Genomic DNA, 22979 nt, shown 5'->3' on the forward strand with positions numbered 1-22979 from the left:
GCTACTGTGAGGTCATGCATGACAAACGCATCACACTGCGGCTTCCCGGCAGCCTCCACACCCGCCTCACCCTTGAGGCTGCACAAGACCGGCTCTGAGGGCTGGAGCACCCTCTGGACGATCCGGTGACCACGGAGACCGTGACGGGGCCGCTCGACGCGGCGGACGAGCTGAACCGGCGGGCCGGCGCGTGGCGGGCCGAGCCGGCGCGCAGCGTGCAGCTGGAGGCGCTCGCCCTGGCGGTGTCGGCGAACATCCCGGTGCTGCTGTGGGGCGAGCCTGGCATCGGCAAGTCCGCGGGCATGGAGCGGCTGGCGGAGGGCCTCGGGGTGCCGCTGGAGACGGTCATCGCCAGCGTGCACGAGCCGTCCGACTTCGCCGGGCTGCCGATCATCGGGGACGACCCGGCCGCGACCGGGGTGCCGATGGCGCCGCCGGACTGGGCGGTGCGGCTCGCGGAGGCGGGCCGCGGCGTCGTGTTCTTCGACGAGCTGTCGTCGGCGCCGCCGGCGGTGCAGGCGGCGCTGCTGCGGGTCGTGCTGGAGCGGCGGGTCGGCAGCCTGCGGCTGCCGGAGCCGGTCCGGGTCGTCGCGGCGGCGAACCCGCCGGCGAGCGCGGCGGACGGCTGGCACCTGTCGCCGCCGCTGGCGAACCGGTTCGTCCACCTGCACTGGACGCACGACCCGCGCACGGTGGCGCGCGGGATGGCGGGCACGTGGCCGGAGCTGACCGTCCCGGTGGTGGACGGGACGAAGGCGTCCGCCGCGATCGCCCGCGCGCGCGGAGCCGTCTCGGGGTTCCTCACGGCGCGTCCGGGCCTGGCGCACCACTTGCCCGAGGACGCCGAGGCGCGCGGCGGGGCGTGGCCGTCGCCGCGCAGCTGGGAGATGGCGCTGCGGCTGCTGGCCACCGGGTACGCGACGGACGCCGGGCAGGACGCGGTGGCCGCCGCGGTGATCGGCGCGATCGGCGACGGCGCGGGCATCGAGCTGCTCTCCTACCTGGAGGAGCTGGACCTGCCCGACCCCGACCGGGTGCTGGCCGACCCGAAGGCGTTCGCGCTGCCCGAGCGCGGCGACCGGCAGCTCGCGTTCCTGACCGCGGTGGTCTCCTCGGTGCAGGGCGACTGCACCCGCAGGCGGTGGGAGGCGGGCTGGGAGGTGCTGGCGAAGGCGGTCGACGCGGGCGTCCCGGACGTGGCGGCGCGCGCCGCGTCCGACCTGGCGGCGCTGCGCGACGTGCGCTGGCCGGTGCCGCCGGGGATCGACGCGTTCCTCGACATCCTGCAGCTGTCCGGCGCCCTGCCCGGCGCGTGACCGCCGTGCTGGACCGCACGAAGCTGCTCGCCGCCCGCTACAAGGCCGCCGGCGACCGCCCCTACCTGGCGTCCGCGCTGTACTCGCTGACGGTCGTGCCGAGCGACCGCGTGCCGACGATGGGCGTCGACCGGCACTGGCGGTGCTACGTCTCCCCCGCGTTCGTGGACGCCACGCCCGTCGAGGAGCTGGCGGGCGTGTGGATCCACGAGGCGGCGCACCTGCTGCGCGACCACCACGGCCGCGCGTCCCGGCTCCCGGCCGCCGACCAGCGCGACCGCGGGCGGGTCAACATCGCGCAGGACTGCGAGATCAACGACGACCTGCTCGCCGACGGGCTGCCGCTGCCCGCCGGGCGGGTGCACCCCGGCGACTTCGGGCTGCCCGAAGGCCGGATGTTCGAGGAGTACCTGGCGGGCGTCCCGCCGCAGCCGCACCACGACTGCGGGTCGGGCGCGCACGGCGTGCCGGCGCCGTGGGAGCTGGACGCGGCGGGCGCGCCGTCGGTCCGCGCGACCGAGGCGGAGGCGCTGCGGCGCGCGACCGCGGAGGCGATGCGCGCGCACCAGCGGGCGCGCGGGCACCTGCCCGCCGGGTGGCGGCGGTGGGCCAACCAGGTCCTCGAACCGGTCGTGGACTGGCGGCGGGTGCTGGCGGGCGCGGTGCGGGAGGCCGTCGCGTGGGCGGGCGGCGCCGTCGACTACACCTACCGGCGGCCGTCGCGCCGCACCCCGGCGCTGCGCGGCGCGGTGCTGCCGAGCCTGCGCCGCCCGGTGCCCCGCGTCGCGATCGTGATCGACACGTCGGGGTCGATGGGCGACGACGAGCTGGCGGCGGCGCTCGCGGAGGTCAACGGGGTGCTGCGGGAGGTCGGCGTCCGCGGCGACCGGGTGAGCGTGCTGGCCTGCGACGCCGACGTGCACGCGGTGTCGCGGGTGACTTCGGCCGAGCAGGTCGAGCTCGGCGGGGGCGGCGGCACCGACATGCGGGTCGGGATCGCCCGGGCGCTCGCGCAGCGCGACCGCCCGCAGGTGGTGATCGTCCTCACCGACGGCTTCACGCCGTGGCCCGCGGAGTCCCCGTCCTGCCGGCTGATCGCCGCGCTGGTCGGCGACGGCGCGCCCGACCCGCCCCGGTGGGTGGAGACGATCCGGATCGACCGGGACGCGTAGCGGCTCGCGAGGAGGGCCTCGTAAGGTACGTCCGAGGATCTGGAGGCACCGATGAGCGACGCGCCCGGACGCGACGGCCCCGGCGAGCCCCGGCTCGAGGAGGTGTCGGACGGCGTGTTCGCCTACCTCCAGCCGGACGGCACGTGGTGGATCAACAACACCGGCTTCCTGGCCGCCGAGCGGGGCGTGATCAGCGTCGACGCGTGCTCGACCGAGCGCCGCACCCGCGCCTACCTGGACGCGATCCGGACCGTCACCGACCGGCCCGTCCGGACGCTGGTGAACACCCACCACCACGGCGACCACACGTTCGGCAACTACCTGTTCTCCGGCGCCACCATCGTCGGGCACGAGCGGACCCGCGAGAGCGCGCTCGCGTGGGGGAAGCCGTTCGACGAGCCGTTCTGGACGAAGGTGGAGTGGGGCGGCGTCGAGGTCGAGCCGCCGTTCCTCACCTACACCGACGGCGTGACGCTGTGGGCCGGCGACCTGCGCTGCGAGGTGCGGCACGTCGGCACCGCCGCGCACACCACCAACGACTCGATCGTGTGGATCCCGGAGCGCCGCGTCCTGTTCTGCGGCGATCTGCTGTTCAACGGCGGCACCCCGTTCGTCATGCAGGGCTCGGTGGCGGGCGCGATCAGGGTGCTGGAGGAGGTCGTCGCGCCGCTGGACGCGGCGACGATCGTCCCGGGCCACGGCCCCGTCGCGGGCCCGGAGCTGATCGGCCGCGTCCTCGGCTACCTGCGGTTCCTCCAGGCGACGGCGGCGGAGGGCAAGGCCGCCGGGCTGTCCCCGCTGGAGGCCGCCCGGGAGGCCGGCCTCGGCGAGTACGCGGAGCTGACCGACTCCGAGCGCATCGTGGGCAACCTGCACCGGGCGTACGCCGAGCTGGACGGCCTGGAGCCGGGCGGCGAGATCGACACCGCGACGGCCCTGCTGGAGATGGTCGACTACAACGGCGGCCGTCCCCTGACCTGCCGGGCGTGACGGGCCCCGCCGGCCGGTGACGCGGCCGGCCGGGCGGTGACGCGGTGGGCTAGGCGGTGACGCGCGCGTCCCAGTCGATGCGGAAGCGCTGCACGAAGCCGAACATCCGCTCCGGGTCGACGGGCCCGGCGGGCCCGCCGGCCGACTTCTCCTTGTTCGTCCGCGCGGCCGCGGCGGCGATCGCCTCGACGCGCGGGCGCCGCAGGCCCTCGTAGGCGGTGAACGCGGCGGACGGGCCGGGCAGGTCGCGCAGGCAGCGGGCGAGTTCGACGGCGCTCTCGATCGCCAGCGACGCGCCCTGCCCGGAGCTGGGCGACGGCGCGTGCGCGGAGTCGCCGACGAGGACCATGCGGCCGCGGTGCCAGTGCGGGACGGGCGGCATGATCTCGATGCCGCCGAGGACGAACAGGTCCTCGGCGCGGCTGTGCCGGAGCAGCGCGGCGCCGGGGTCGTCGTCGGCGTGCAGGTCGCGGAGCCGCTCCAGCCACTCGGCGGGCGGCGTGTTCCGCGACGCGTGCGCGGTGGCGGCGTCGGGTTCGGGGACGTTGCTGAACCACGCGACCCGGCCGTCCGGCGTCCACCAGTAGCCGAGGAACGCGCGGGCGCCGAACGCGAAGTACATGAGGTCGGGGTCGGGGGTCACGCCGCTGCCGGACGCGAACCCGCCGAGGCCGATGAGGCCGGTGTACTCGGGGTCCGGGGCGGCGGGGTCGATGAGGCCGCGCACGGTGGAGCGGATGCCGTCCGCGCCGACCAGGACGTCGGCGGTGGCGGTGGTGCCGTCGCCGAACCGCGCGGTGACGCCGCCGGCGGTCTCCTCCGCGCCGGTGAGCCGCTTCCCGTACTCGATCGGGACGCCGTGCGCGGCGGCGTGGTCGTGCAGGGCGCGGTTCAGGTCGGCCCTGGCCAGGACGTGGCTCGCGGGCAGGCCGGGCAGCCCGCCGAACTCGGCGAACCGGTTGCCCTCGCCGTCGCCCATCGCCATGCCGGGGACCGGGCGGCCCGCGGCGCGGACCGCGTCGGCGGCGCCGATCAGCTCCAGCGCGTTGAGCCCGTTCGGCGCGACGGTCAGCGCCGCGCCGCCGTCCTGATCGGCCGGGTGCGCCTCGTACACGGTCGCGTCGATGCCCGCCTTGCGCAGGGCCAGGGCCGTCACCGGGCCCGCGATGCCGCCGCCGATCACCAGGGCCGTCCGTACCGGGTTCATGCCGTCTCCTCGGGTCGTCATGGCTTGATAGTCACACTGAAACTAGTTGCATGTCAACTAGTGCTGGTGCGGCTAGTATCGGCGCATGAGCGCACCCGTCCGCCGTTCGCCGCTGGCCCTCACCGTGCTGGCCCTGCTGCACAACCGGCCGCTGCACCCCTACGGGATCCAGCGGCTGATCAAGGAGTGGGGCAAGGAGCAGGTCGTCAACGTCGAGCAGCGCGCGAGCCTGTACCGGACGATCGACCGGCTCAACGCGGCCGGGCTGATCGCGGTCCGGCAGACCGAGCGCGGCAGCCAGTACCCGGAGCGGACCGTCTACGAGGTGACCGAGGCGGGGCGGGAGGCGGCGCGGACCTGGCTCCGCGAGATGGTCGCGGCGCCGAAGCGGGAGTTCCCCGAGTTCCCGGCGGCGGTGTCGAACACGATGCTGCTGCCGCCGGAGGAGCTGCTGGAGGTGCTGGAGGAGCGGCTGCGGGCGCTGGAGGCGGACCTCGCCGGGCTGGACGCGGGCCTCGGCGAGGAGGAGGCGATGGGCCTGCCGCGCGTCACCATGCTGGAGACCGAGTACCTGCGGGCGGTCACCGCCGCGGAGGCCGATTGGGTGCGCTCGGTCGTGGACGACCTGCGCGCGGGCCGGCTCACCTGGAGCGAGGAGATGCTGGCCGCCTTCGACGACGGCGCCCGCTGACCGCGACCCGAAGGCCGCAGCATCGCGACGAAGCACTTGGTCAACTGCTCATCCTCGACGGACCGGGACCCACGCCGAGCGTGCGCGGTCGCGCACGTTGACCCCGGCGACGACGTCGGCGGGCCCAGCGAGACCGCACCGACGACAGCGAAAAGCGTCTCGCGAAGGCCGGTTGGCCTTGGCGGTGTGGCCGCAGCGCGGGCAGCGCTGCGAGGTGTAGGCCGGGTCCACCTCGATGAACGGCACGCCGGCACGGCGGGCCTTGTAGGCGATGAACGCCCCCAACTGGTGGAATGGCCAGGACGACTGCCGTGCTCGCTGGTCGCGTCGAACCGTGACCCGCTCGCGGATGCCCTGAAGATGTTCCAGGGCGATGCCGCGTTCGGTGCGTTGGGCGACAGCAACGACGGTCTTGGAGATCATGTGATTGATGTGGGCGGCATGTCGCGACTCGCGCCGTGCGCGCTTCTTGAGGAGTTGCTTGGCCGAGCGTGTCCTCTTGGCTTGGATCTCGGCCTTCTTGCGGGCCCGCCAGCGGCGGTAGCGGTCCAGACGGCGCCCCGAATGGTTGCCGCCATCGCTGGTCGTGGCCAGGTTGGCGATGCCCCGGTCCACACCTATCCAGTCCCTCGGCTCGTACTGCTCAGCCTCGGGAACGTCGCAAGTGGCGGCCAGGAACCACTTCCCGTCCCGGCGAACCAGGTCGGACTCGCCTTTCCGGTATGCGACGAGCCGCTTGAGCGCCGCCGGCGAGCAGGCGAAGCGGACCGTCTTGAGCCGCCCGTCCATGGTCCAGATGGACACAGTCAGTGCGTCGTAGTTCCACGACAGGCACCGGTCGTCGTAAGTGTGCGCCGCGTCAGGCCGGAACGCGATGGGTTTGGATGTGGCTTTGCGGCGCCGCTTGGAGCCCTCACCGCCGAGGTTCCCGACGCGGATGTTCGCTCGTAGCGTGCTGTAGGCGTCGACGACGCGTTTTATGACGTGCTGCGCGGCCTGCGCCCCCAGACCATGAGCCTTGAGTTCCCCATAGGCCAGTGACCGTAGATCACGGATCGATCCCTTAAGGCCGTACGCCTCGAACGAGGCGGCCGAGACTCGGTTCGCGCAGTTGTTGACCGTGTGCAGGGTGCGCTCCAAAGCCGATGCCTGGACAGCATCCGGCAAAAGCTTGACCTGCACAACTATCCTCACATGTGTGACCGTATCATTACTCTCCGTTTCCAGGGTCGCCGCGGTCTGGATCTCGTCAGCGGAGTTCGGCGGTCGTGAGCAGGCGGATGTGGGCGGTGGCCCAGGCCGCCGCGGTGCGGTCCGGGTCGTCCGAGCCGACCGTCCCGGCGAGGTCGGCGAGGGCGCCGGCGGCGGCCCGCAGCCCGGTGCGCCGCAGGTCCTCGCCGGCGCGGGCGAGCCGGTCGCGCAGCCCCGGCGTGGCGTGCAGCAGCCCGCGGTGCGCGGCCTCGGCGCAGACGTCGAGCGCGGCCCGGACGACGTCGCCGAGCGGGTCGGGCGGGGCGGGGGACGGGCCGTCCAGCACGGCGGCGCCGTCGCCGGGCGCCAGGTCGGGGACGACGGGGCCCGACGCGGTCAGCACCGCGAACGGGTCGATGACGAGCCCGCCCCGGTCGCGGCGGACGGCGCCGGTCACGATGCGGGGCGCGTCGGCCAGCGCGGCGGCGAGCGCGTCGAGCGCGGCCGGACGGTACGGGCCGTGCTCGGCGGACACGACCGCCGTCGCGCCCGCCGCGTCCGCGACGACCGCTTCGAGGCGCTGCGCGCCGGGGTGGTAGCCGACGTCGCGCACCTCGGCGATCTCGACCGCGCGGACGAACTCGGCCTCGACGCGCGGCCGGACCAGGCGGGGCGGCAGCGCGTCCAGCGCCCGCTCCTCGGCCTTCAGGTCGCGGACGAGCAGCCCGGCGGGCAGTCCCTCCCAGGCGTTGCCGAGCGGGGTCACGGTGGTCTTGGCGATCCGTCCGGCGGCGACGCGGACGACCCGTCCGGCGCTCCGGGAGGCGCTCTCGGACACGACGTTCGCGGCGGCGAGCGCGCGCAGCGGGGAGCCGAGGATCCGGCGCCCGGCGAGGTCGGCGCCGGTGAGCGCCTCGCCCTCCGGGACGTTCCAGCGGCGCTTGAGCACGAGGACGACGCCGGTGCCGGCGTGCGCGAGGAACAGGTCGGCGGTGCGGACCAGGCCGGTGCCGCCGACGCGGCAGCCGAGCGCGGTGAGCCGGACGCGGCGCAGCGGCGTCTCGGCGGACTCGTCGGTGCCGAGGACCTGCGAGCGGGTGCCGCCGGCGGCGGAGGCGCGGTGCCGGGCGTGCACCTCGGCGATGAGCGCGGCGAACCGGGCGGGGTCGTGGGCGGCGTCGCGCTCGTGGTAGGCGGCGAGCTGCCCGGCGAGGTCGTCGACGGCGCCGGCGGGCCAGTGCAGGTTCCGCGCGGCCAGCTCGGCGGCGGTGCGGCGCAGCGCGGTGGCCAGGACGGGCCCGGCGTGCACGGCGCCCTCCAGCAGGACCTGGTCGACGAGGCGGGCGGCCGCGTCGAGCCCGCCGGAGCGGTCGCCGCCCTTCGCCTCGCCGCCGACGTCGAGCCGGACGTCGGCGCCGGTGAGGCCCCGCTCGTCGGCGGCGCGGAACGCCCAGGCGGCCAGCACGGTCATCTCGCCGCGGACGGACGCGACCGCGTCGGTGTGCACGTAGCCGAGCTCGCCCGGCACGAGGAACCGGACGGTGCAGGTCTGGAGCTCGACGCGTGCGACGGGGTCGTCCGGCGTCGGCCGGTGGATCGCCGCCGCGTACCCGGCGCGGTGGGCGCGGCGGGCGGCGGTGAGGGCGCGGCGGCCGAGGACGGCGGCGAGCGCGTCGTCGTCGAGCGTCCCGGGCGACCAGTCGGCGACCTCCGCCGCGGCGGGCTCGCCGGGCTCCTCCTCGGGAGCGTCGGCGGCTCCGGCTGCGGCGTCGCGCTGGTAGGCCAGGACGAGGCAGATCTGGTGGCGGCACGTGCCGGTCGCGGCGCAGGTGCAGGTCGCGGCCTCCAGGCCCGCGCCCGCCGGCAGCGCCGCCGTGGTCCCGTCGGGGTACCTGCCCTCGACGCCGCCGTCCGGCGAGACGGTCAGCTCGGGGCCGTTGCCCGCGTCCAGGTCCTTCGCCGCGCGCTTGACCAGGCCCCGGTTGGCGAGGGCGGCGAGGGAGTCCGGCGTCAGGGCGAGCAGGTCGGCGCGCGTCACGATCCGATCCTCTCCGCGACGAACTCGGCGAGCCGGCCGGGCGTCATCGCGCCGACGTGCGCGCCGACGGCGGCGAGCCGCCGCCCCATGTCGCGGTCGAACGCGGGATTGGCGTCCTCGTCCAGCGCGGCGAGGCCGAGCACGCAGGTCCCCTGCTCGACGAGGCGCCGGACCTCCCGGACGAGCCGCCCCGCGTCGCCGCCCTCGTAGAAGTCGCTGATGACGGCGACGATCGCGCGGCGCGGGTTGTCGACGAGACCGGCGCCGTAGGCGACCGCGCGGGCGATGTCGGTGCCGCCGCCGAGCTGCACCTTCATCAGCAGCTCCGCCGGGTCGGTCACGTCGGACGTGAGGTCGACGACGGCGGTGTCGAACGCGACGAGGTGGGTCTTCAGGCCCGGCAGCCCCCACAGGCACGCGGCGGTGACCGCGGAGTGGATCACCGAGTCGAGCATCGAGCCGGACTGGTCGACCAGCAGGATCATCTGCCACTGCTCGACGTGCCGCCGCGTCCGCGACACGAACCTCGGGTTCTCGATGTAGAGGCGGCGCTCGTCGGGCCGGTAGTGCGCGAGGTTCGCGCGGACCGTGCCGTGGAAGTCGAAGTTGCGGGAGTTGCGGATGCGGCTCGGGCGCCGCGACCGGGTGCCGTGGAACGCCTGCCTGACCTCCGTGGCGAGCTTCTCCATCAGCTCCCGCACCACGGCCTCGACGATCCGCCGCGCGAGCGCGAGGACCTCCGGGTTCATCAGGTGCTTGGTCCGCAGGACGGCGCGCAGCAGCGACCGGTCCGGCTCGATCCGCTCCAGCACGGCGGGGTCGGTGACGATGTCGTGGATCTCGTAGCGCTCGACGGCGTCGCGTTCGAGCCGCTCGATGGTCTCCTTGGGGAACAGCCGGTGCACGTCGTCCAGCCAGTCGACGGTGGTGAGCGCGGACTCCCCGTCGCCGCCGGTCCGGTCGCCGGAACGGCCGTCCCCGGGCGCGGAGCGGGAGCCCGCGCCGCCGCGCCGGACGCCGCGCCGCGCGAGTTCGGGGTCGCGGCCGTAGAGCCAGTCGAGGGCGCGGTCGCGCGCGGCGGCGTCGGCGCCGAGCGTCCCGGTGGCGTGCCCGGCGGGCGCGCCGAGGATGAGCCGCCAGCGCTCCAGGTCACCGGCGGCGGTGCCGGGCGGGGTCCCGGGTGGGGTCATGGTCGTCCTCCGGTGAGTCCGGCGGCCTCGAGGGCGCGGTCGACGCGCTCTTCCAGGGCGCGCGCTTCGGCGATGAGGAGGGGGTCGCGGGGCGCGCGCAGCAGCCCGCGGGCGGACCCGCGCAGGCCGCGGCGGGCCAGCAGCCGCTCGGCGATCGTCTCCCGCTCGCGCGGCGGGAAGAACTCGAACGCCTGCCGCAGCGCGGGCAGCGCGACGAGGAAGTCCTCGTCGGTGAGCGCGCCGACCAGCTCGTCCAGGACGGCGAGGACGGTCCCGCCGGGGTCGAGGACCTCCTGCCTGGCCAGCGCGAACAGCCCGGCGAGCCAGTCGCCGAACACCCGCGGCCCGGCGGCGCCGCGCACCGCGCGGGCGGGGTCGGCGGTGTCGCCGAGCGCCCGGCCGAGGCCGAACGCGGCGCCGCGCAGGTCGGGCGGCGCGTCGGGGGCGGCGGCGACGCGGCGGGCCACGCCGAGCGCGGCGTCCCGGTCGACGCGCAGCGTCCCGGCGGCGTGCAGCAGCGCGTCGCGGGCCGCGGCGAGCGCCCGCAGCCGGGCGCGGTCGGCGGGCGCCGGGCCGCCGCGGATCCCTTCGGCGAGCCACAGGATCCGTTCCGTGCACTCCTCGATGACGGCGCCGAACAGGGGGCTGCGGGCCGTCCCGAGGACGTGGTCGTGCCGCCACAGGCCGAGGACGACGTCCAGCGCACGGCCGAGCGCGCCGAGGTCGGACGCGCCCGCGATCCCGGCGGCGATGGACGAGGCGATGCGGCCGGACTGCCCGGCGCAGCCGCACAGCGCCGCGTCGAACAGCGACTCCGCGAGCCGCTCGATGTCGCCGCCCGCGGCGGTCGTCCGCTCGTCCAGGGCGGCCGCCGCGGCGTCGCCGAGGGTCGGGCCGTAGGCGCCCGCCTCGATCAGCGCGGCGAGCCGGGCGCCGTCGGGGTCGGACGGGTCGAGCTGCCAGACCTCCTCCAGCTCCGGGTCGGCGCCGGTCGCCGGGCCCGACTCGCGGCGGGCGCCGGGGACGCCGAGGACGCGCAGCCGGTGCAGCGCGCGGCTGCGCTCCAGGCCCCGCGCGGTGGTCAGCTTCAGCGTGATCCGGCCGGCGGCGGCGAGGCCGAGCCGTTCCAGCTCGGCGGCGGCGTCGTGGACGAGCGGCGGCGCGGGCGTGTCGCGGTGCAGGCGGCCGACGCGGTTCCCGCTCAGCGCGGCCACCATCTCGGCGACCGCGGGGTGCGCGCCCGGCGCGAGGGGGCCGCGCGCCGTCCACGGCAGCCGCTGGTCGAGGTCCTCGCCGACCAGCGCGGACACCAGCCCGTCGAGCAGGTCGGTGCGGGCGGGCGAGCGGTGCCCGCGCAGCCGGGTGAGGCCCTCGGTGAGGGTCCGCGCGGCGATCAGGTCGGCGGTCGACACCACCTGCCTGCGCTCGCGCAGCCGCGTCACGACGGTCTCGGTCAGCGCGGCGGCGGCGCCGTCCGGGCCGTCCTCCCAGAGCCGCTGGTAGTACTCCGGCGACGGCATGCCGGACTGGTAGCCGGTGAACGCGTCGAGCCGCCGGAACGAGTACGGGACGAGGAAGCCGCCGCCCGTCGCGCCCTCCTCCGGCGCGGGGACCTCCGGCCATCCGGTGCCGCCGGTGCGGGTGAGGGCTTCGAGCGCGGGCTTGTGGAACCCGCCGGTCACCACGACGACCGGCCGGTCCCCCGCGTCGGCCCGCGCCGCGCGGACCCACGCGGCCATGTACGACTCGCGCGCGGAGTCGTCGGGCCCCGGCTCCGCTTCGCCGCGCACCAGGTCGAAGTACGCGTCGAGGCGCGCGGGCAGGTCGTCGGCGTCGATCTCGAACAGGTGGTCCCACAGCACGTCGGTGTTGTCGACGGCGAACTCGCGGCACAGCCGCTCGGTGGCGTCGGCGTAGCGGCGCTCGGCGTCGGCGTACCGGTTGCCGCGCTCGGCGAACGCGGGATGCCACGCGGGCAGGTCGATGAACCGCAGCTCCGCGCCGGCGGCCCGGCCCGCGTTGAGCGCCGCCCATTCCGGCGAGTAGTCGCAGAACGGCGACCACGACGCGTGCACCCGCTCGGCGTCCCGGTGGAAGCTGTAGATCGCGATCGGCGGCGTGTGGCCGAGGAGCAGCTCGTCCAGCCGCCCGTTGAAGTCGGCGGGGCCCTCGACGAGCACGTACGCGGGGCGCAGCCGCGCGATGGTGTCGCGGACGAGCCGCGCGCACGCCGGGCTGTGGTGCCGGACGCCGATGAACGTGACGGCCATCAGCCGGGCAGCCGGTGCCGGGCCGCGTGCAGCGCCTTCCACTGCTCGCCGTCGCGCCGGCCGGCGGCCTGCTCCAGGTAGCGGCGCAGCCGGGTCAGGTCGTCGGCGCTGTCCTTGGCGGCCGTCCCGGCGAGGCACTCGACGATGTCGGCGGCGCCGCCCGGCTCGCCGCGCAGGAACCAGCCCCGCACGCCGACCGCGTGCGCGACCGACACCGCTTCCGCCGTGCTCATCACGGCGGACAGCCGGTCCATCGGCCGGCCTTCCTCGGTGGTGGCGTTCCGCAGCTCCCGGAACGTGGTGACCAGCACCTCCAGGACGTCGCGGCGCGGCGCGACGCCGACGCCGCTGCGCTCCAGCAGCCGCGCCGCCTCCCGCTCGACCAGGTCCAGCTCGGTCGCGAAGTCGGCGATCGGGAACACCGTCTCGAAGTTGAACCGCCGCTTCAGCGCGGCGCTCATCTCGTTGACGCCGCGGTCGCGGGTGTTCGCGGTCGCGATGACGTTGAAGCCCTCCCGCGCGAACACCATCGACTCCGGCCCGGACAGCTCCGGGATGGCGAGGACGCGGTCGGACAGCGGCGACAGCAGCGAGTCCTGGACCTCCAGCGGGCAGCGGGTGATCTCCTCGAACCGGACGACCCTCCCCTCGGCCATCCCGGTCAGCAGCGGCGCCGGCACCAGCGAACGGGTCGACGGCCCCTCCGAAACCAGCAGCGCGTAGTTCCACGAGTACCTGATCTGGTCCTCGGTGGTCGCCGCTCCGCCCTGGATCGTCAGCGTGGACGTCCCGGACACCGCCGCCGCGATCAGCTCCGACAGCAGCGACTTCGCGGTGCCGGGCTCGCCGACCAGCATCAGCCCGCGGCTCGTGGCGAGGGTGACCAGCGCGCGGTCGATCAGCGCGGTGTCGCCGACGAACTTGCGGGTCACGCCGAGCGCGTCGTCGCCGACGATGAACCGGCGGGCCCCGGTCAGGCTCAGCGCCCAGCCGGGCGGGCGCGGCCCGTCGTCGTGCTCGCGGAGCCGTTCCAGCTCGTCGGCGAACCGCACCTCCGCGGGCGGCCTCTGGTGGTCGGCGGTCTCTTCAGGCATGGTGTCCGTTCCGGGTCAGGCGGCGGATTCGGTGCGGGCGTCGGGACGGCGCCGCCCGGGCAGCGCCCGCCGCCCCGCCCGCGGGAGGTGATCTTCCATGGCGCCCCACGGTAGAGGAGCGCGCCGACAATCCACCGACGTTTCACCACCCGCCCGGAACGCGCGATGCCCCGTGCGCGCCGGCCCCCGGCTCCGGCGGGCACCGGACGCCGGTCAGCCGCTCCGCAGATCGCACGTCCCGTCCTCGCACGTCCGCTCAAGGCGGCCCCTGGACAGGGCCTCGGCGAGCCCCATGAACCAGCAGGCCGGGCAGCCCCGCAGCGCCACCAGGCCGACCGGCGCCAGGACCAGCCCGGCGATCCCGATCAGGGGGACGAGCGCGACCGCGCCCGCGAGCGCGCCGAACCCCACCGCGCCCCGCACCAGATGCCGTCCCAGCGGTTCACCCGACATGGCCGCCCTCCAGCGCCTCGTGGACCGCCGCCCGCGCCCGGTGCAGGCGCGACTTCATCGCGGGCACGCTCAGCCCGAGCGCGCCGGCGGTCATCCTTCCCGGGATCCCCTGCACGTCCCGCATGATCAGGACGCGCCGCTGGTCCGCGGGCAGCGCGGCGATCGCCGCCGCGACCCGCTCGGCCTCCAGCCGCCGCAGCACGTCGTCCTCCGCCGACGGCACCGCGCCGTCCGGGACGTCCCGTACGCCGAGCACGGGCCGCGCCCGGCGCAGGCACTCGTTGCGGACGATCCGGAACATCCACGACGCCAGCGCGCCCGACGCCCGCAGCGTCCCGATCTTCCGGTACAGGATGATCAGCGCCTCCTGCGCGGCGTCCTCGGCGTCCTGCGGCGACGCGCACAGCGCGTGCGCGAACCGCCGGACGTGCGGGTGCGACCCCGACACCAGCGCCGCGATCGACTCGGCGTCGCCCCGCTGCGCCGCGGCGACGAGCCGCTCCCCCGGCCAGGCCCGCTCAGCCACGCGCCCTCCTCCTGCGCCGCACGACGGTGGCGGTGCACGCGCACACCAGCACCGCCGCACCCGCGACGGCCACTGCGACGATCATGATGACCTCCGTTCCGTGCCGGCCGGTCCACCGGCACGCCCATAGGAGGCCCCGACCCCCCGAAAGGATTCGCGCCGTCCCCGTTTCCGCACGGAAACCCCGCCCCGCCGCCACCCCCTATCCTGCGCGGTCCGGCGTACGTTGGATGATCGGGGTGGTCGACCATGACGGACGACGTGCGGCGCATCGGCGACAACATCCGCGCCGCCCGGCTCTACCGGGGCATGTCGCTCGAAGTGCTCGCCGGGCTCGTGGGACGCACCAAGGGATGGCTGTCCCGCGTGGAGAACGGGCACCTGCGGCTCGAACGGCGCAGCGACATCCGCGCCCTCGCCGAAGCCCTCCAGGTCTCCCCCTCCGACCTCATGGGCGAGCCGGCTCCGATCATCCGCCCGAAGGAGCGCGCGTACGGTGACGCGGTGCGGCTGCGGGAGGTCCTCCTCGACACGGCGCTGGACGATCCGCCGGACGTCCCCGCCCGGCCTCTCGGCGCGCTGACCGACCTGATCGAGGGGCGGATCCGGCGGCAGCGCCGCACGTCGGACTACCCCGGGCTCGGGGTGACGCTGCCGCCGGTGGTGGCGGAGCTGCACGTCCACGCGGCGGCGGGCGACGAGGCGGAGCGGGCGGCGGCACTGCGGCTGCTGGTGGAGACGTGCACCGCGGCGACGTTCATGCTGCGCAACCTCGGGCAGGTCGACCTGGCCTGGATCGCGGCGGACCGCGCCGGGCACGCCGCCCGCCTGCTCGACGATCCCGTCATGACCGCGGCCGCCGCCTTCGCCCGCGCGCACTCCCGTCCCGCCGCCGCGCTGTCGCGGCCGATGCGCGACGCGGCGCGGAGCGCCGGACGGCTGGAGCCGCATCTCGGTGACGACCGCACCGCGCACGAGGTGTACGGCATGCTGCAACTGTCGGCCGCCCTCGCGTGCCAGGTGCAGGCCGACCACGCCGCCGCGGCGCGGCACGTCGAGGAGGCGGAGCGGACCGCCGCGCGGATCGGCGAGCAGCCCGAGTCGTCCCCCGGCGACGGCTGGCAGAGCTTCGGCGCGGCGAACGTCGGCGTCTGGCGCGCGATGCTCGCCGTGGAGGCCGCCGACCCGGAGACGGCGGTGGACGCCGCATCCCGCGTCGACGTCGAGGCGCTCCCCTCCAGGACCCGCAGGGCCGCGCTCTTCATCGAGAAGGCGCGCGCCTTCGCGATGCTCGGCAGGCCGAGGGAGGCCGTCCGCGAGCTGCGCCAGGCCGAGAGGCACGCGCCGGTGAAGGTCTACAAGAACCCGCTGGTCCGCGACCTCGTCGCCGACCTCCACGACCGCGCCGTCAACCGGGACCTGCGCGGGTTGGCCTGGCGCATGAACCTCGCCTGAGCGTTGAGTCGCGGCGGGTTTCGGGGGCGAAACCGAGGGCCCGGAACCGTACTTAGCGTGTTCGTCTCATCACGGAATGCGAGACGGATGCGGAGGGTGCATGAGGCGGGGGTGTTGCGAGCCGCCGGTGCTCTACTCGTGGGACGTGCCGGAGGCGTCGGCGGGCGGGGTGTCGGACGACTGGGCGACCGTGGCGCGGCATGTGGACGCCGCGCTGCGCGGGGCGCCGGGAGGGGCGCGCGGCGTCGTCCGGCGGGTGCGGGTCAGCCTCATCGGGCGCGGCGCGTACATCGACCTCGGCGAGGTCGCGGAGGCGGCGCGGCTGGACGGCGGCGTCGTGTGGACGGCCCGGTGAACGCGCTGCGGTACCTCGACGCGCTGGCGGGCGAGCTGGCCGGGAAGGGGTGGACGGTCGCGCTGCGGCTCGGGGATCCGCCGCTGCTGCGGTTGTCCCACCGGTCGGCGCCGCACGTCGGGGAGAGTGTCATGGTGGTGGTCGTGGACGGGACGCCGTGGTTCCGTGATTCGGTGGGACGGCTCGTGGGGCCGTGCTCGGACGTGCGGGCGGCCGGCGTCGTGGTGGGGCGGGCTGTCGGGCGGGGGCGTCTTCGTGCTGGTGGGAGGCGTGCGGAACGATGGTGGCGACGAAGAGGAGGACGTGTGACGCGTGAGCTTGGGGACGGGACGCTGGCGGTGGGGGCCGGGAGGCCGCCCGCGAAGAAGTACGCGCCGCCGTTGCCGGGGCCGGTCTTCGCGGCGCATTTCCATCTGCCGGGCGAGCCGGTCGGGCCTTACACGTACGGGCGCGACACCAATCCGACATGGACGCTGCTGGAAGCGGCGATCGGGGAACTGGAGGGCGGCGCCGAGGTCGTTTCCTTCTCGTCGGGAATGGCGGCGATCGCGGCGGTGGTGCTGTCGCAGGTGCGGTCCGGTGACGTGGTCGTCCTGCCGGACGACTGCTACCAGACGACGCGGGCGCTGAAGGAGCGGCTCGAATCGTACGGGGCGGTCGTGCGGATGGCGCCGACGGCGGGCGACGCGCAGATCGAACTGCTCGACGGCGCCCGGCTGGTGTGGCTGGAGACGCCGTCCAATCCGAATCTGGACGTGTGCGACATCGCAAGGCTGGTCGAGGCGGCGCACGAGGCGGGCGCGCTGGTCGCGGTCGACAACACCCTGGCGACGCCGCTCGGGCAGCGCCCGCTGGACCTCGGCGCGGACTTCTCGGTGGCCAGCGACACCAAGGCGCTGACCGGGCACGGGGACCTGCTGCTCGGGCACGTCGCGACGCGGGACGCGGCGCTGGCGGAGAGCGTGCGGCTGTGGCGCAAGACGGTCGGCGCCGTTCCTGGGCCGATGGAGGCGTGGCTGGCGCACCGTTCCCTGGCCACGCTGGAATTGCGCCTGGACCGCCAGGACGTCAATGCGATGGCGTTGGCGGAGGCGCTGCGGGAACGGCCGGAGGTCGCCGGGCTGCGGTATCCGGGATTGGCGGACGACCCGTCCCACGAGGTCGCGGCGAGGCAGATGCGGCGGTTCGGCTGCGTCGTTTCGTTCGTGCTTCCGGACGAGGCGTTCGCAGAGCGTTTCCTCGGCGCGATGCGGCTCGTCAACCAGGCGACGAGTTTCGGGTCGGTGCACAGTTCCGCCGAGCGCAGGGGACGCTGGGGCGGCGACGCCGTGGACCCGGGGTTCGTCCGGTTCTCGGTCGGCGTGGAGAACACCGGCGACCTCGTCGCCGACGTCCTCGCCGCCCTCGACGAGGCCGGGAAGGCCCCGTCAGCCGAGGCCCTCGAGGTCGGCGAGGATCTCTGACAGCAGGACCGGGTCGGCGGCGGCGAAGCCGTTCTCGACGGGGAGCGCCGGGTCGTACTCGCCGGGCGCGGGTGCGATCCAGACGTGCTCCAGCCTCTGCTCGGGGTGCAGGTCGACGTAGCCGGCCACGATGCCGGGATCGAGTTGGACGACGACGTGGTGGGCGCCGGCGCGGCGGGAGATCCAGCGCTGGACGCCGCCGTCGAGGGCGGCGCCGCGCTCCCAGCCCGTCCGGGTCAGGCCGAGGATCTTCCCGTAGGGCACGCGCAGCCCCTCGAAGCGGGCGAGGCGGCCGTCGCGGCCCGCGCCGTCCGCGAGGGTGTGCACGGGCCGGGCGAGCTGCGGGAACGGCTGGACGATCTCGTAGTCGGCGAACACCTCCGCCCAGGCCGGCAGGGCGTCGCCGAGCAGCAGCGGGTGGGCGATCCGCACGTCCGCGGAGACCTCGAAGGCGTCGTCGCGGACGTCGGCGGGCGTGCGGTCCTCGGCGAGCCGGAACGCGGTGCCGCCGGACGTCCAGACCAGGCGGCGCGCGATGTGCCACATCAGCGGGTGCCGGACGAGGAACGCCGTGAACTCGGCGGGCGTCCAGGTGCGGCCCTCGACCATCGCGGTCTCCAGGCGGGCGATCTGGACGGACGCGACGGTGCGGACGTCCTTCTTCAGGGCCGTGAACCGCTGGTGGGCGGACGGGTCGTCGCCGGGGCCGGGCTTGGGGAGGGTCTTGCGGCGCTTGCCGTCCTCGCCGGTCACGTAGGGCCGGAGCAGCTCGTCGAAGCCGACGGTGAAGCGGCGCGGGCCGTGGTCGAGCGTCATCGTCCCGGCGTCGTCGAGGCCGAAGTCGGGGACCAGCCGGTCGGCGAGCTGCCCGTCGCTCAGCCCCTTGCGCGCGGCGACCTGGCGCAGCTTGGCCTGCGCCTGCCGCTGCAACCCCTTGTAGCGGCTGGCCCGCGCGATGCCGTCGAGGTGCAGCAGGGCGAGGTCGGTGCCGATCGCGGCGAGCACGTCGAGGCCCGCGGTGGCGCGGTCGTGCCCGGACTGGCCGGGCCACTCCTTGATCAGCGGGGTGAGGCGGCGGACGGTCTCGTCGTCGCCGAACCGGCCGAGCGCGGGCAGGACGAACGCGGACCGGCCCGGCGTCCCGGCGTCCCGCCACGCCTCGAAGAGCGCCCAGGCGAAGGCGGTGAGGGACGCCGGGTCGCACAGCGCGGCGGTCTCCTCGGCGGCCTCGTGCGCGCCGGGGAACGCGTCCGGGCGCAGCGCCATCGCCCAGAGGTGGACGAGGTTGCGGGCGGCGCCGGGCGGCAGGCGGCGCCCGTCCCGCAGGACGGGCCGGGGCAGCGCCTCGGTGTCCAGCCAGCGGGGCAGGTCCGGCGGCTTCGGCCGCTTGTGGGCCGGTTCGGCCTGCTCCGGCGCGTCCGCGAGCAGCGCGGCGACGGCCTTCGCGGCCTCCTCGCCGTGCACTCCGGCCGCGCCGACGACGTCACCCTCGATGAGGCGCAGGGCGTGGACGGCGTTGCGGCGCGGGCCGACGCGCTTGCCCAGCGCGTCCGGCACCAGGTACGGGACGGCGCCGAGCCCGTGCCGGGCGAACCACGTCCGGGACACCTCCTGCGCCGACTTGAGCCGGTAGAGCCAGTCGGCCATCAGCCGGGCGACGTCCGCGCCCAGGAACGGCAGGAGGACGGGCCCGGTCCCGAACGGGTTGGCCCGCGCCATCCGGACCGACACGTCCCACGCCGCCTCCCCGAAGCGCGCGACGATCGGCTTCAGCGAATGGTCGAAGTCCCAGGTCACCGGGGGCGGCTCCCAGGCGGCCAGCAGCGGGCGGGCGAGGTGCTCGGGCGCGCTCGCCAGGAACCCGGCCTGGCTCGGCAGGTACATCGACCCGTCGCGGACCTTCTCGGCCTCCCGCTCCCAGTCGCCGTCCGCCCACGGCCCGCCGAAGGGCCGCATCGCCGCCCACCGCTCGCGCTCGCCCGGCTCCCAGACGATGCGCCGGTCGCCCGGCGGTTCGAGGCCGGGCACGACCGCGTCCCCCGCCGCGCCGCCCGCCGCGGCCTTCGGCGCGGCGGGCTTGCGCAGCCACGGCGGGTCGACGAGGTCGGCGGGCAGCGCGTCGAGCGGCGCGTCCGGCACGGCGTCCTTCACGGCGTTCCTCTCAGCGGGCGTCGGCGGTGAGCGCGGTCAGATCGGCGATGACCTCGGACGCGGTGACCGGGTCGAGCTCGCCGAACGGCAGCGGGTTCCCGTGGTGCATCCACAGGTCGTCCTGGCGGCGGCACAGGCACACCTGCCGCAGCGTCTGGTCGCCGAGCGCGTCCGGTTCTCCGACGGGGATGCCCGGGTCGAGGTCGATGACGACGTGCCGGCCCGTCCCGGCGGGACGCGAGATCCAGCACTCGACGCCCGCGTCCTGCGGCGCGCCGCGCTCCCATCCGCGCTTGACCAGCCCGAGCAACCGGCCGGCCGGGACGGCGGCGCCCTCGAACCGGGCGAGGTGGCCGCTCTTGCGCTCCTCGTCGGTCAGCTCGTGCACGGGGCGTCCGAGCTGCGGGAACGGCTGCAGGATCTCGTAGTCGGCGAACACCTCCGCCCAGGCGGCCACCAGGTCGCCGGCCTGCATGTGGACCGGGTGGGCGACGCCGACCACGACCGTCTCCGGAAGGTTCAGGGCGGTGTCGTGCACGCCCGCGAACGTGCCGTCCTCGGCGACCCGGAACGTGATGCTCTTGTACTGGTCCATCTCGACGGCGATCCACACCAGCCGCCGGACGAGGTGCCGGAACAGCGGATGCCCGGCGAGCAGGTCCCGGAACTCGGTGAGGGACCACCGGCGGTTCCGCACCATCGCCGTCTCCAGGCGGGCGATCAGGTCGGCGGCGACGGTCCGGACGTCCTTCTTCAGCGTGGAGAACGCCTTGTACGCGGCGGGCGCGAGCTCGGGGTCGTCCTTGGCGCCGGGCTTGGGCAGGGCCTTGCGGCGCTTGCCGTCCTCGTCGGCGACGTAGGGCCTGAGCTGCTCGTCGAACCCGACGACGAACCGGCGCGGACCGTAGTCGAGCGTCATCGTCCCGGCGTCGTCGAGGCCGAAGTCGGGGACGAGCCGGTCGGCGAGCTGCTCGGCGGTCAGCTCCAGCCCGGCCGCCACCTCAGCGATCTTGTCCTGGGCGCGCGTCCGGAGCCCCTTGAACTTCACCTTCTGCGCGATCGAGTGCAGGTGCATCAGCGCGACGTCGGTGCCGATCTCGGCGAGGACGTCCAGGCCGGTCACCGCCTTGGTGTGGCCGCCCTCGCCGGGCCAGGCCCGGATCACGGGGGTGAGGCGGCGGACGGTGCCGTCGTCGCCGAGCAGGCCGAGCTGCGCCAGCGCCCAGCCGTCCTTGGACGGGGCGCCGTTGGCCTCCCAGCGCCGGAACAGCGCCCACCCGAACCCGGCCAGCGACGCCGGGTCGCACAGCTCGCGGACGGCGCCGACCCCCGCGTAGACCTCGCCGGGCTTCGACATCGCCAGCATCGTCAGCACGTGCGGGACCGCCGTCTCCGGAAGCGCGCGCTGGCGGTCGCGGAGCAGGATCTGCGGCAGCATCCGGACGTCGGCCCAGTCGCCCACTGCGGGGATCTTCGCTGGGAGGATCTCCAGCGGATCGACGGCGAGCAGCGCCTCGATCGCGTCGGCGGCCTCGTCGCCGTGCGCGCGCGCCGCGTCCACGATGCCGCCGGTGCCGTGGTGGGACGCGACGAACCGCAGCGCGGCCTCGGCCGCCCGCCGCTCCGCGCCCGCCTTGCCGAGCGCGGGCGGCACCAGCGCCGGGACGGCCGCGAGGCCGTGCCGGACGAACCAGGCGCGCGCCGTGCGGCCCGCCTGCTTGAGCCGGACGAGCCAGTCCGCCATCAGCCGGGCCGTCTCGTCGCTCACGTACGGCATCAGGATCGCTCCGACGCCCGCGGGATCGCGCCGCGCCGCGACCACGGCGGCGTCGAGGGCGTCCAGTTCGAACCGGGCGACGACGACGCGCATCCACTCGTCCACGTACCAGGGCTCGGGCGGGTCCCAGTCGGCCAGCAGCGGCCGGACCAGTTCCTCGGGCCCCTCGACGAACAGCATCGGCTGCATGTGGTCGAGCAGTTCGCCCCTCCGGAACTTCGCGACCTGCGTGGACCAGTCCAGCCGCTCCACCCACCGCCAGTAGTGGTGCAGGTCGACCTTCCACTCCTCCCGCTCCCCCGGCTGCCACGCGATCGCGCGGATGCCGGGCGCGGGCAGGTCCTTGAGGACGACCGGCTTGGACTTCGCGCGCGGGCGGTTCCAGGGCGGGTCCACGAGCAGCGGCGGCAGCGACGCGGGATCGGCCTCCGGGACGCGCGCGCCGGCGTCCAGCGCGGCCCGGACCGCCGCCCCCGACGCCTCGGGGAGAGCGGGGAGCAGCTCGTTCGCGAGCGCCGCCTCGGCGCGCACGTGCACCGTCAGCAGGTCGGACGCCGCCGGGCGGTCGGACGCGGCGGCGAGGAGCCGCAGCGCCCGCGCCGGGAACCGCCGCGCCGCCGCCAGGACCGCGGCCTCGGCGTACTTGCGGTCGAGCCGGTCCAGCAGCGCCTGGAACGCGGCGTCTACCGGCAGCACGGCGAGCGCGTCGAGCAGGGTCCGCGACGTGTCGCCGTCGAGGTAGGGGTCGTCGAGCGCATCGGCCAGCAGGTCCACGACCCCGTCCGGGCCGATCCCGTCCACGAGGCTGGTGATGACGGCGGCGCTCCGGCTCTGGAAGTCGAGGGCCAGCCCGAGCGCGTCGAACTCCGCGCGGTCCGCCACCGCGCACTGGAGCAGCCACCGCTCGGCCGTGTGGACCGCGGCGGCCGTCGCCTGCGGGTCGGCGAGCAGGTCGGCGAACCAGGCCCGCCGCTCGGGCATGAGGTAGGAGGCGACGGCCTTCTGGACGAGGGTGCCGCGATGGCGCGCCAGGCCGTCCGCCGCCTCGGCGTACACCTCGTCCTCCGCGGCGGCGAGCAGGGCGCGCAGCCGCCGGGCGCTGTCCTCCTGCGCCCATCCTCCCGACCAGTTCTCCTCGGGACGGCGCTCGCGCACCCCTTCCCACCGGCGCTCCATGCCGACGACGTCGAAGGGCGCCCAGAGTCCGGCGCGGGCGACGTAGGCGCACGCGGCGAAGACCACGCCGTGCTCCTCGGCCCACGCGTCGATGAACGGGTCCCGCCGCGTGTACATGACCTGCCCGAGCGGCGCGGCGACGAGGGCCACGGCCGCGGCGCCGAGCGGGTCGGGCTCGCCGCGCAGGTACGCGCGCCCGGCCTCGGCCACCGCGGGCGGCGTGCCCGGCAGCGCGAGCACCGCCTCCACGTCCGGCCGGAACTCCTTCAGCATCGCCCTGGCCGTCTCGGCGCCCTTCCGGTCGGCGGGCACCGCCGGCCAGGCGTGCGGCCGGTCGCGGCGGGGGTGCAGCCTGCGCAGCCACGCGTCGGGCATCACCAGGGTGTTCTCGTCGGGGCGGGCCTCGGCCGCGGCGTCCGTCGTGCTCATGACGGCACCGTAGGGGAGATCACCGACAAACCGGC

General features: G+C 75.6%; 17 protein-coding genes. 7 read left to right on the forward strand and 10 right to left on the reverse strand.

All coding sequences use genetic code 11. The features are described 5' to 3' along the window. Positions 1-125 precede the first annotated feature (125 nt). Genes ABT299_RS09970 through ABT299_RS09980 form a run of 3 tightly spaced genes read left to right on the forward strand, consistent with a single transcriptional unit; the run spans position 126 to position 3478 of the window. Entirely contained in the window at positions 126-1316 is a 1191-nt protein-coding gene (locus ABT299_RS09970) for an AAA family ATPase (RefSeq protein WP_347257159.1), read from the forward strand. Positions 1317-1321: 5 nt separating this feature from the next. Continuing rightward, positions 1322-2488 carry a vWA domain-containing protein gene (locus ABT299_RS09975; RefSeq protein WP_500250416.1) on the forward strand — a complete coding sequence of 389 codons (1167 nt, stop codon included), beginning with the start codon at positions 1322-1324 and terminating at the stop codon, positions 2486-2488. 51 nt (positions 2489-2539) lie between these two features. Beyond that, on the forward strand, positions 2540-3478 hold the full coding sequence (locus tag ABT299_RS09980; RefSeq protein ID WP_433248946.1) for an MBL fold metallo-hydrolase: 939 nt from the start codon (positions 2540-2542) through the stop codon (positions 3476-3478). A 49-nt stretch (positions 3479-3527) separates the two neighbouring features. Here the strand turns inward: ABT299_RS09980 and ABT299_RS09985 are convergent, their stop codons facing one another. After that, positions 3528-4706 carry an FAD-dependent oxidoreductase gene (locus ABT299_RS09985; RefSeq protein ID WP_500250417.1) on the reverse strand — a complete coding sequence of 393 codons (1179 nt, stop codon included), beginning with the start codon at positions 4704-4706 and terminating at the stop codon, positions 3528-3530. A 64-nt stretch (positions 4707-4770) separates the two neighbouring features. Here ABT299_RS09985 and ABT299_RS09990 point away from each other — a divergent pair, with 64 nt between their 5' ends. Continuing rightward, positions 4771-5376 (forward strand): PadR family transcriptional regulator, encoded by a 606-nt coding sequence (locus ABT299_RS09990; protein WP_190868530.1) that lies wholly within the window; start codon positions 4771-4773, stop codon positions 5374-5376. Positions 5377-5424: 48 nt separating this feature from the next. Here ABT299_RS09990 and ABT299_RS09995 read toward each other — a convergent pair whose 3' ends face one another. From ABT299_RS09995 to ABT299_RS10025, 7 genes are all read right to left on the reverse strand, one after another. Next, positions 5425-6558 (reverse strand): RNA-guided endonuclease InsQ/TnpB family protein, encoded by a 1134-nt coding sequence (locus ABT299_RS09995; protein ID WP_500250418.1) that lies wholly within the window; start codon positions 6556-6558, stop codon positions 5425-5427. A gap of 67 nt (positions 6559-6625) precedes the next feature. Further along, positions 6626-8605: a YehQ family protein gene (locus ABT299_RS10000; protein WP_500250419.1), complete on the reverse strand. Its 1980-nt coding sequence runs from the start codon at positions 8603-8605 to the stop codon at positions 6626-6628. Further along, positions 8602-9795, reverse strand: coding sequence for a VWA domain-containing protein (locus tag ABT299_RS10005; RefSeq protein ID WP_190868532.1), 1194 nt, complete (start codon positions 9793-9795; stop codon positions 8602-8604). The genes ABT299_RS10000 and ABT299_RS10005 overlap by 4 nt, the downstream gene beginning before the upstream one ends. Further along, a complete protein-coding gene (locus ABT299_RS10010; protein WP_500250420.1) occupies positions 9792-12065 on the reverse strand; it encodes a DUF5682 family protein in 2274 nt (757 codons plus the stop codon). Before ABT299_RS10010 ends, ABT299_RS10005 begins: the two co-directional genes overlap by 4 nt. Continuing rightward, positions 12065-13159 (reverse strand): AAA family ATPase, encoded by a 1095-nt coding sequence (locus ABT299_RS10015; RefSeq protein WP_190858912.1) that lies wholly within the window; start codon positions 13157-13159, stop codon positions 12065-12067. The genes ABT299_RS10010 and ABT299_RS10015 overlap by 1 nt, the downstream gene beginning before the upstream one ends. Before the next feature lie 213 nt (positions 13160-13372). Beyond that, entirely contained in the window at positions 13373-13612 is a 240-nt protein-coding gene (locus ABT299_RS10020) for a hypothetical protein (RefSeq protein ID WP_500250421.1), read from the reverse strand. Beyond that, on the reverse strand, positions 13602-14138 hold the full coding sequence (locus tag ABT299_RS10025) for an RNA polymerase sigma factor (RefSeq protein WP_500250422.1): 537 nt from the start codon (positions 14136-14138) through the stop codon (positions 13602-13604). Before ABT299_RS10025 ends, ABT299_RS10020 begins: the two co-directional genes overlap by 11 nt. A gap of 249 nt (positions 14139-14387) precedes the next feature. On the opposite strand from ABT299_RS10025, the gene ABT299_RS10030 reads away from it, so the two are divergent. The 3 genes from ABT299_RS10030 (at position 14388) to ABT299_RS10040 (ending at position 17411) form a co-directional block, all read left to right on the forward strand. Beyond that, positions 14388-15593: a helix-turn-helix domain-containing protein gene (locus ABT299_RS10030; RefSeq protein ID WP_500250423.1), complete on the forward strand. Its 1206-nt coding sequence runs from the start codon at positions 14388-14390 to the stop codon at positions 15591-15593. 100 nt (positions 15594-15693) lie between these two features. Continuing rightward, positions 15694-15948: a hypothetical protein gene (locus tag ABT299_RS10035; RefSeq protein ID WP_190858922.1), complete on the forward strand. Its 255-nt coding sequence runs from the start codon at positions 15694-15696 to the stop codon at positions 15946-15948. After that, positions 15945-17411 carry a cystathionine gamma-lyase gene (locus ABT299_RS10040; RefSeq protein ID WP_500250424.1) on the forward strand — a complete coding sequence of 489 codons (1467 nt, stop codon included), beginning with the start codon at positions 15945-15947 and terminating at the stop codon, positions 17409-17411. Before ABT299_RS10035 ends, ABT299_RS10040 begins: the two co-directional genes overlap by 4 nt. On the opposite strand, the gene ABT299_RS10045 is transcribed toward ABT299_RS10040, so the two are convergent. Both ABT299_RS10045 and ABT299_RS10050 read right to left on the reverse strand, forming a co-directional pair. Then, entirely contained in the window at positions 17376-19562 is a 2187-nt protein-coding gene (locus ABT299_RS10045) for a DUF4132 domain-containing protein (protein WP_500250425.1), read from the reverse strand. The genes ABT299_RS10040 and ABT299_RS10045 overlap by 36 nt on opposite strands. Positions 19563-19572: 10 nt before the next feature. Continuing rightward, positions 19573-22944: a DUF4132 domain-containing protein gene (locus ABT299_RS10050; RefSeq protein WP_500250426.1), complete on the reverse strand. Its 3372-nt coding sequence runs from the start codon at positions 22942-22944 to the stop codon at positions 19573-19575. Positions 22945-22979: the final 35 nt, after the last annotated feature.

The sequence above is a fragment of the Spirillospora sp. NPDC000708 genome (assembly GCF_040299565.1).
Lineage (GTDB): Bacteria > Actinomycetota > Actinomycetes > Streptosporangiales > Streptosporangiaceae > Spirillospora.

Coding starts and splice junctions, on each gene's coding strand:
- ABT299_RS10050 (WP_500250426.1), bottom strand. CDS start 22,944: ATGAGCACGACGGACGCCGCGGCCGAGGCCCGCCCCGACGAGAACACC.
- ABT299_RS10010 (WP_500250420.1), bottom strand. CDS start 12,065: ATGGCCGTCACGTTCATCGGCGTCCGGCACCACAGCCCGGCGTGCGCG.
- ABT299_RS10035 (WP_190858922.1), top strand. CDS start 15,694: ATGAGGCGGGGGTGTTGCGAGCCGCCGGTGCTCTACTCGTGGGACGTG.
- ABT299_RS10030 (WP_500250423.1), top strand. CDS start 14,388: ATGACGGACGACGTGCGGCGCATCGGCGACAACATCCGCGCCGCCCGG.
- ABT299_RS09985 (WP_500250417.1), bottom strand. CDS start 4,706: ATGACGACCCGAGGAGACGGCATGAACCCGGTACGGACGGCCCTGGTG.
- ABT299_RS10020 (WP_500250421.1), bottom strand. CDS start 13,612: ATGTCGGGTGAACCGCTGGGACGGCATCTGGTGCGGGGCGCGGTGGGG.
- ABT299_RS10005 (WP_190868532.1), bottom strand. CDS start 9,795: ATGACCCCACCCGGGACCCCGCCCGGCACCGCCGCCGGTGACCTGGAG.
- ABT299_RS10015 (WP_190858912.1), bottom strand. CDS start 13,159: ATGCCTGAAGAGACCGCCGACCACCAGAGGCCGCCCGCGGAGGTGCGG.
- ABT299_RS09990 (WP_190868530.1), top strand. CDS start 4,771: ATGAGCGCACCCGTCCGCCGTTCGCCGCTGGCCCTCACCGTGCTGGCC.
- ABT299_RS09980 (WP_433248946.1), top strand. CDS start 2,540: ATGAGCGACGCGCCCGGACGCGACGGCCCCGGCGAGCCCCGGCTCGAG.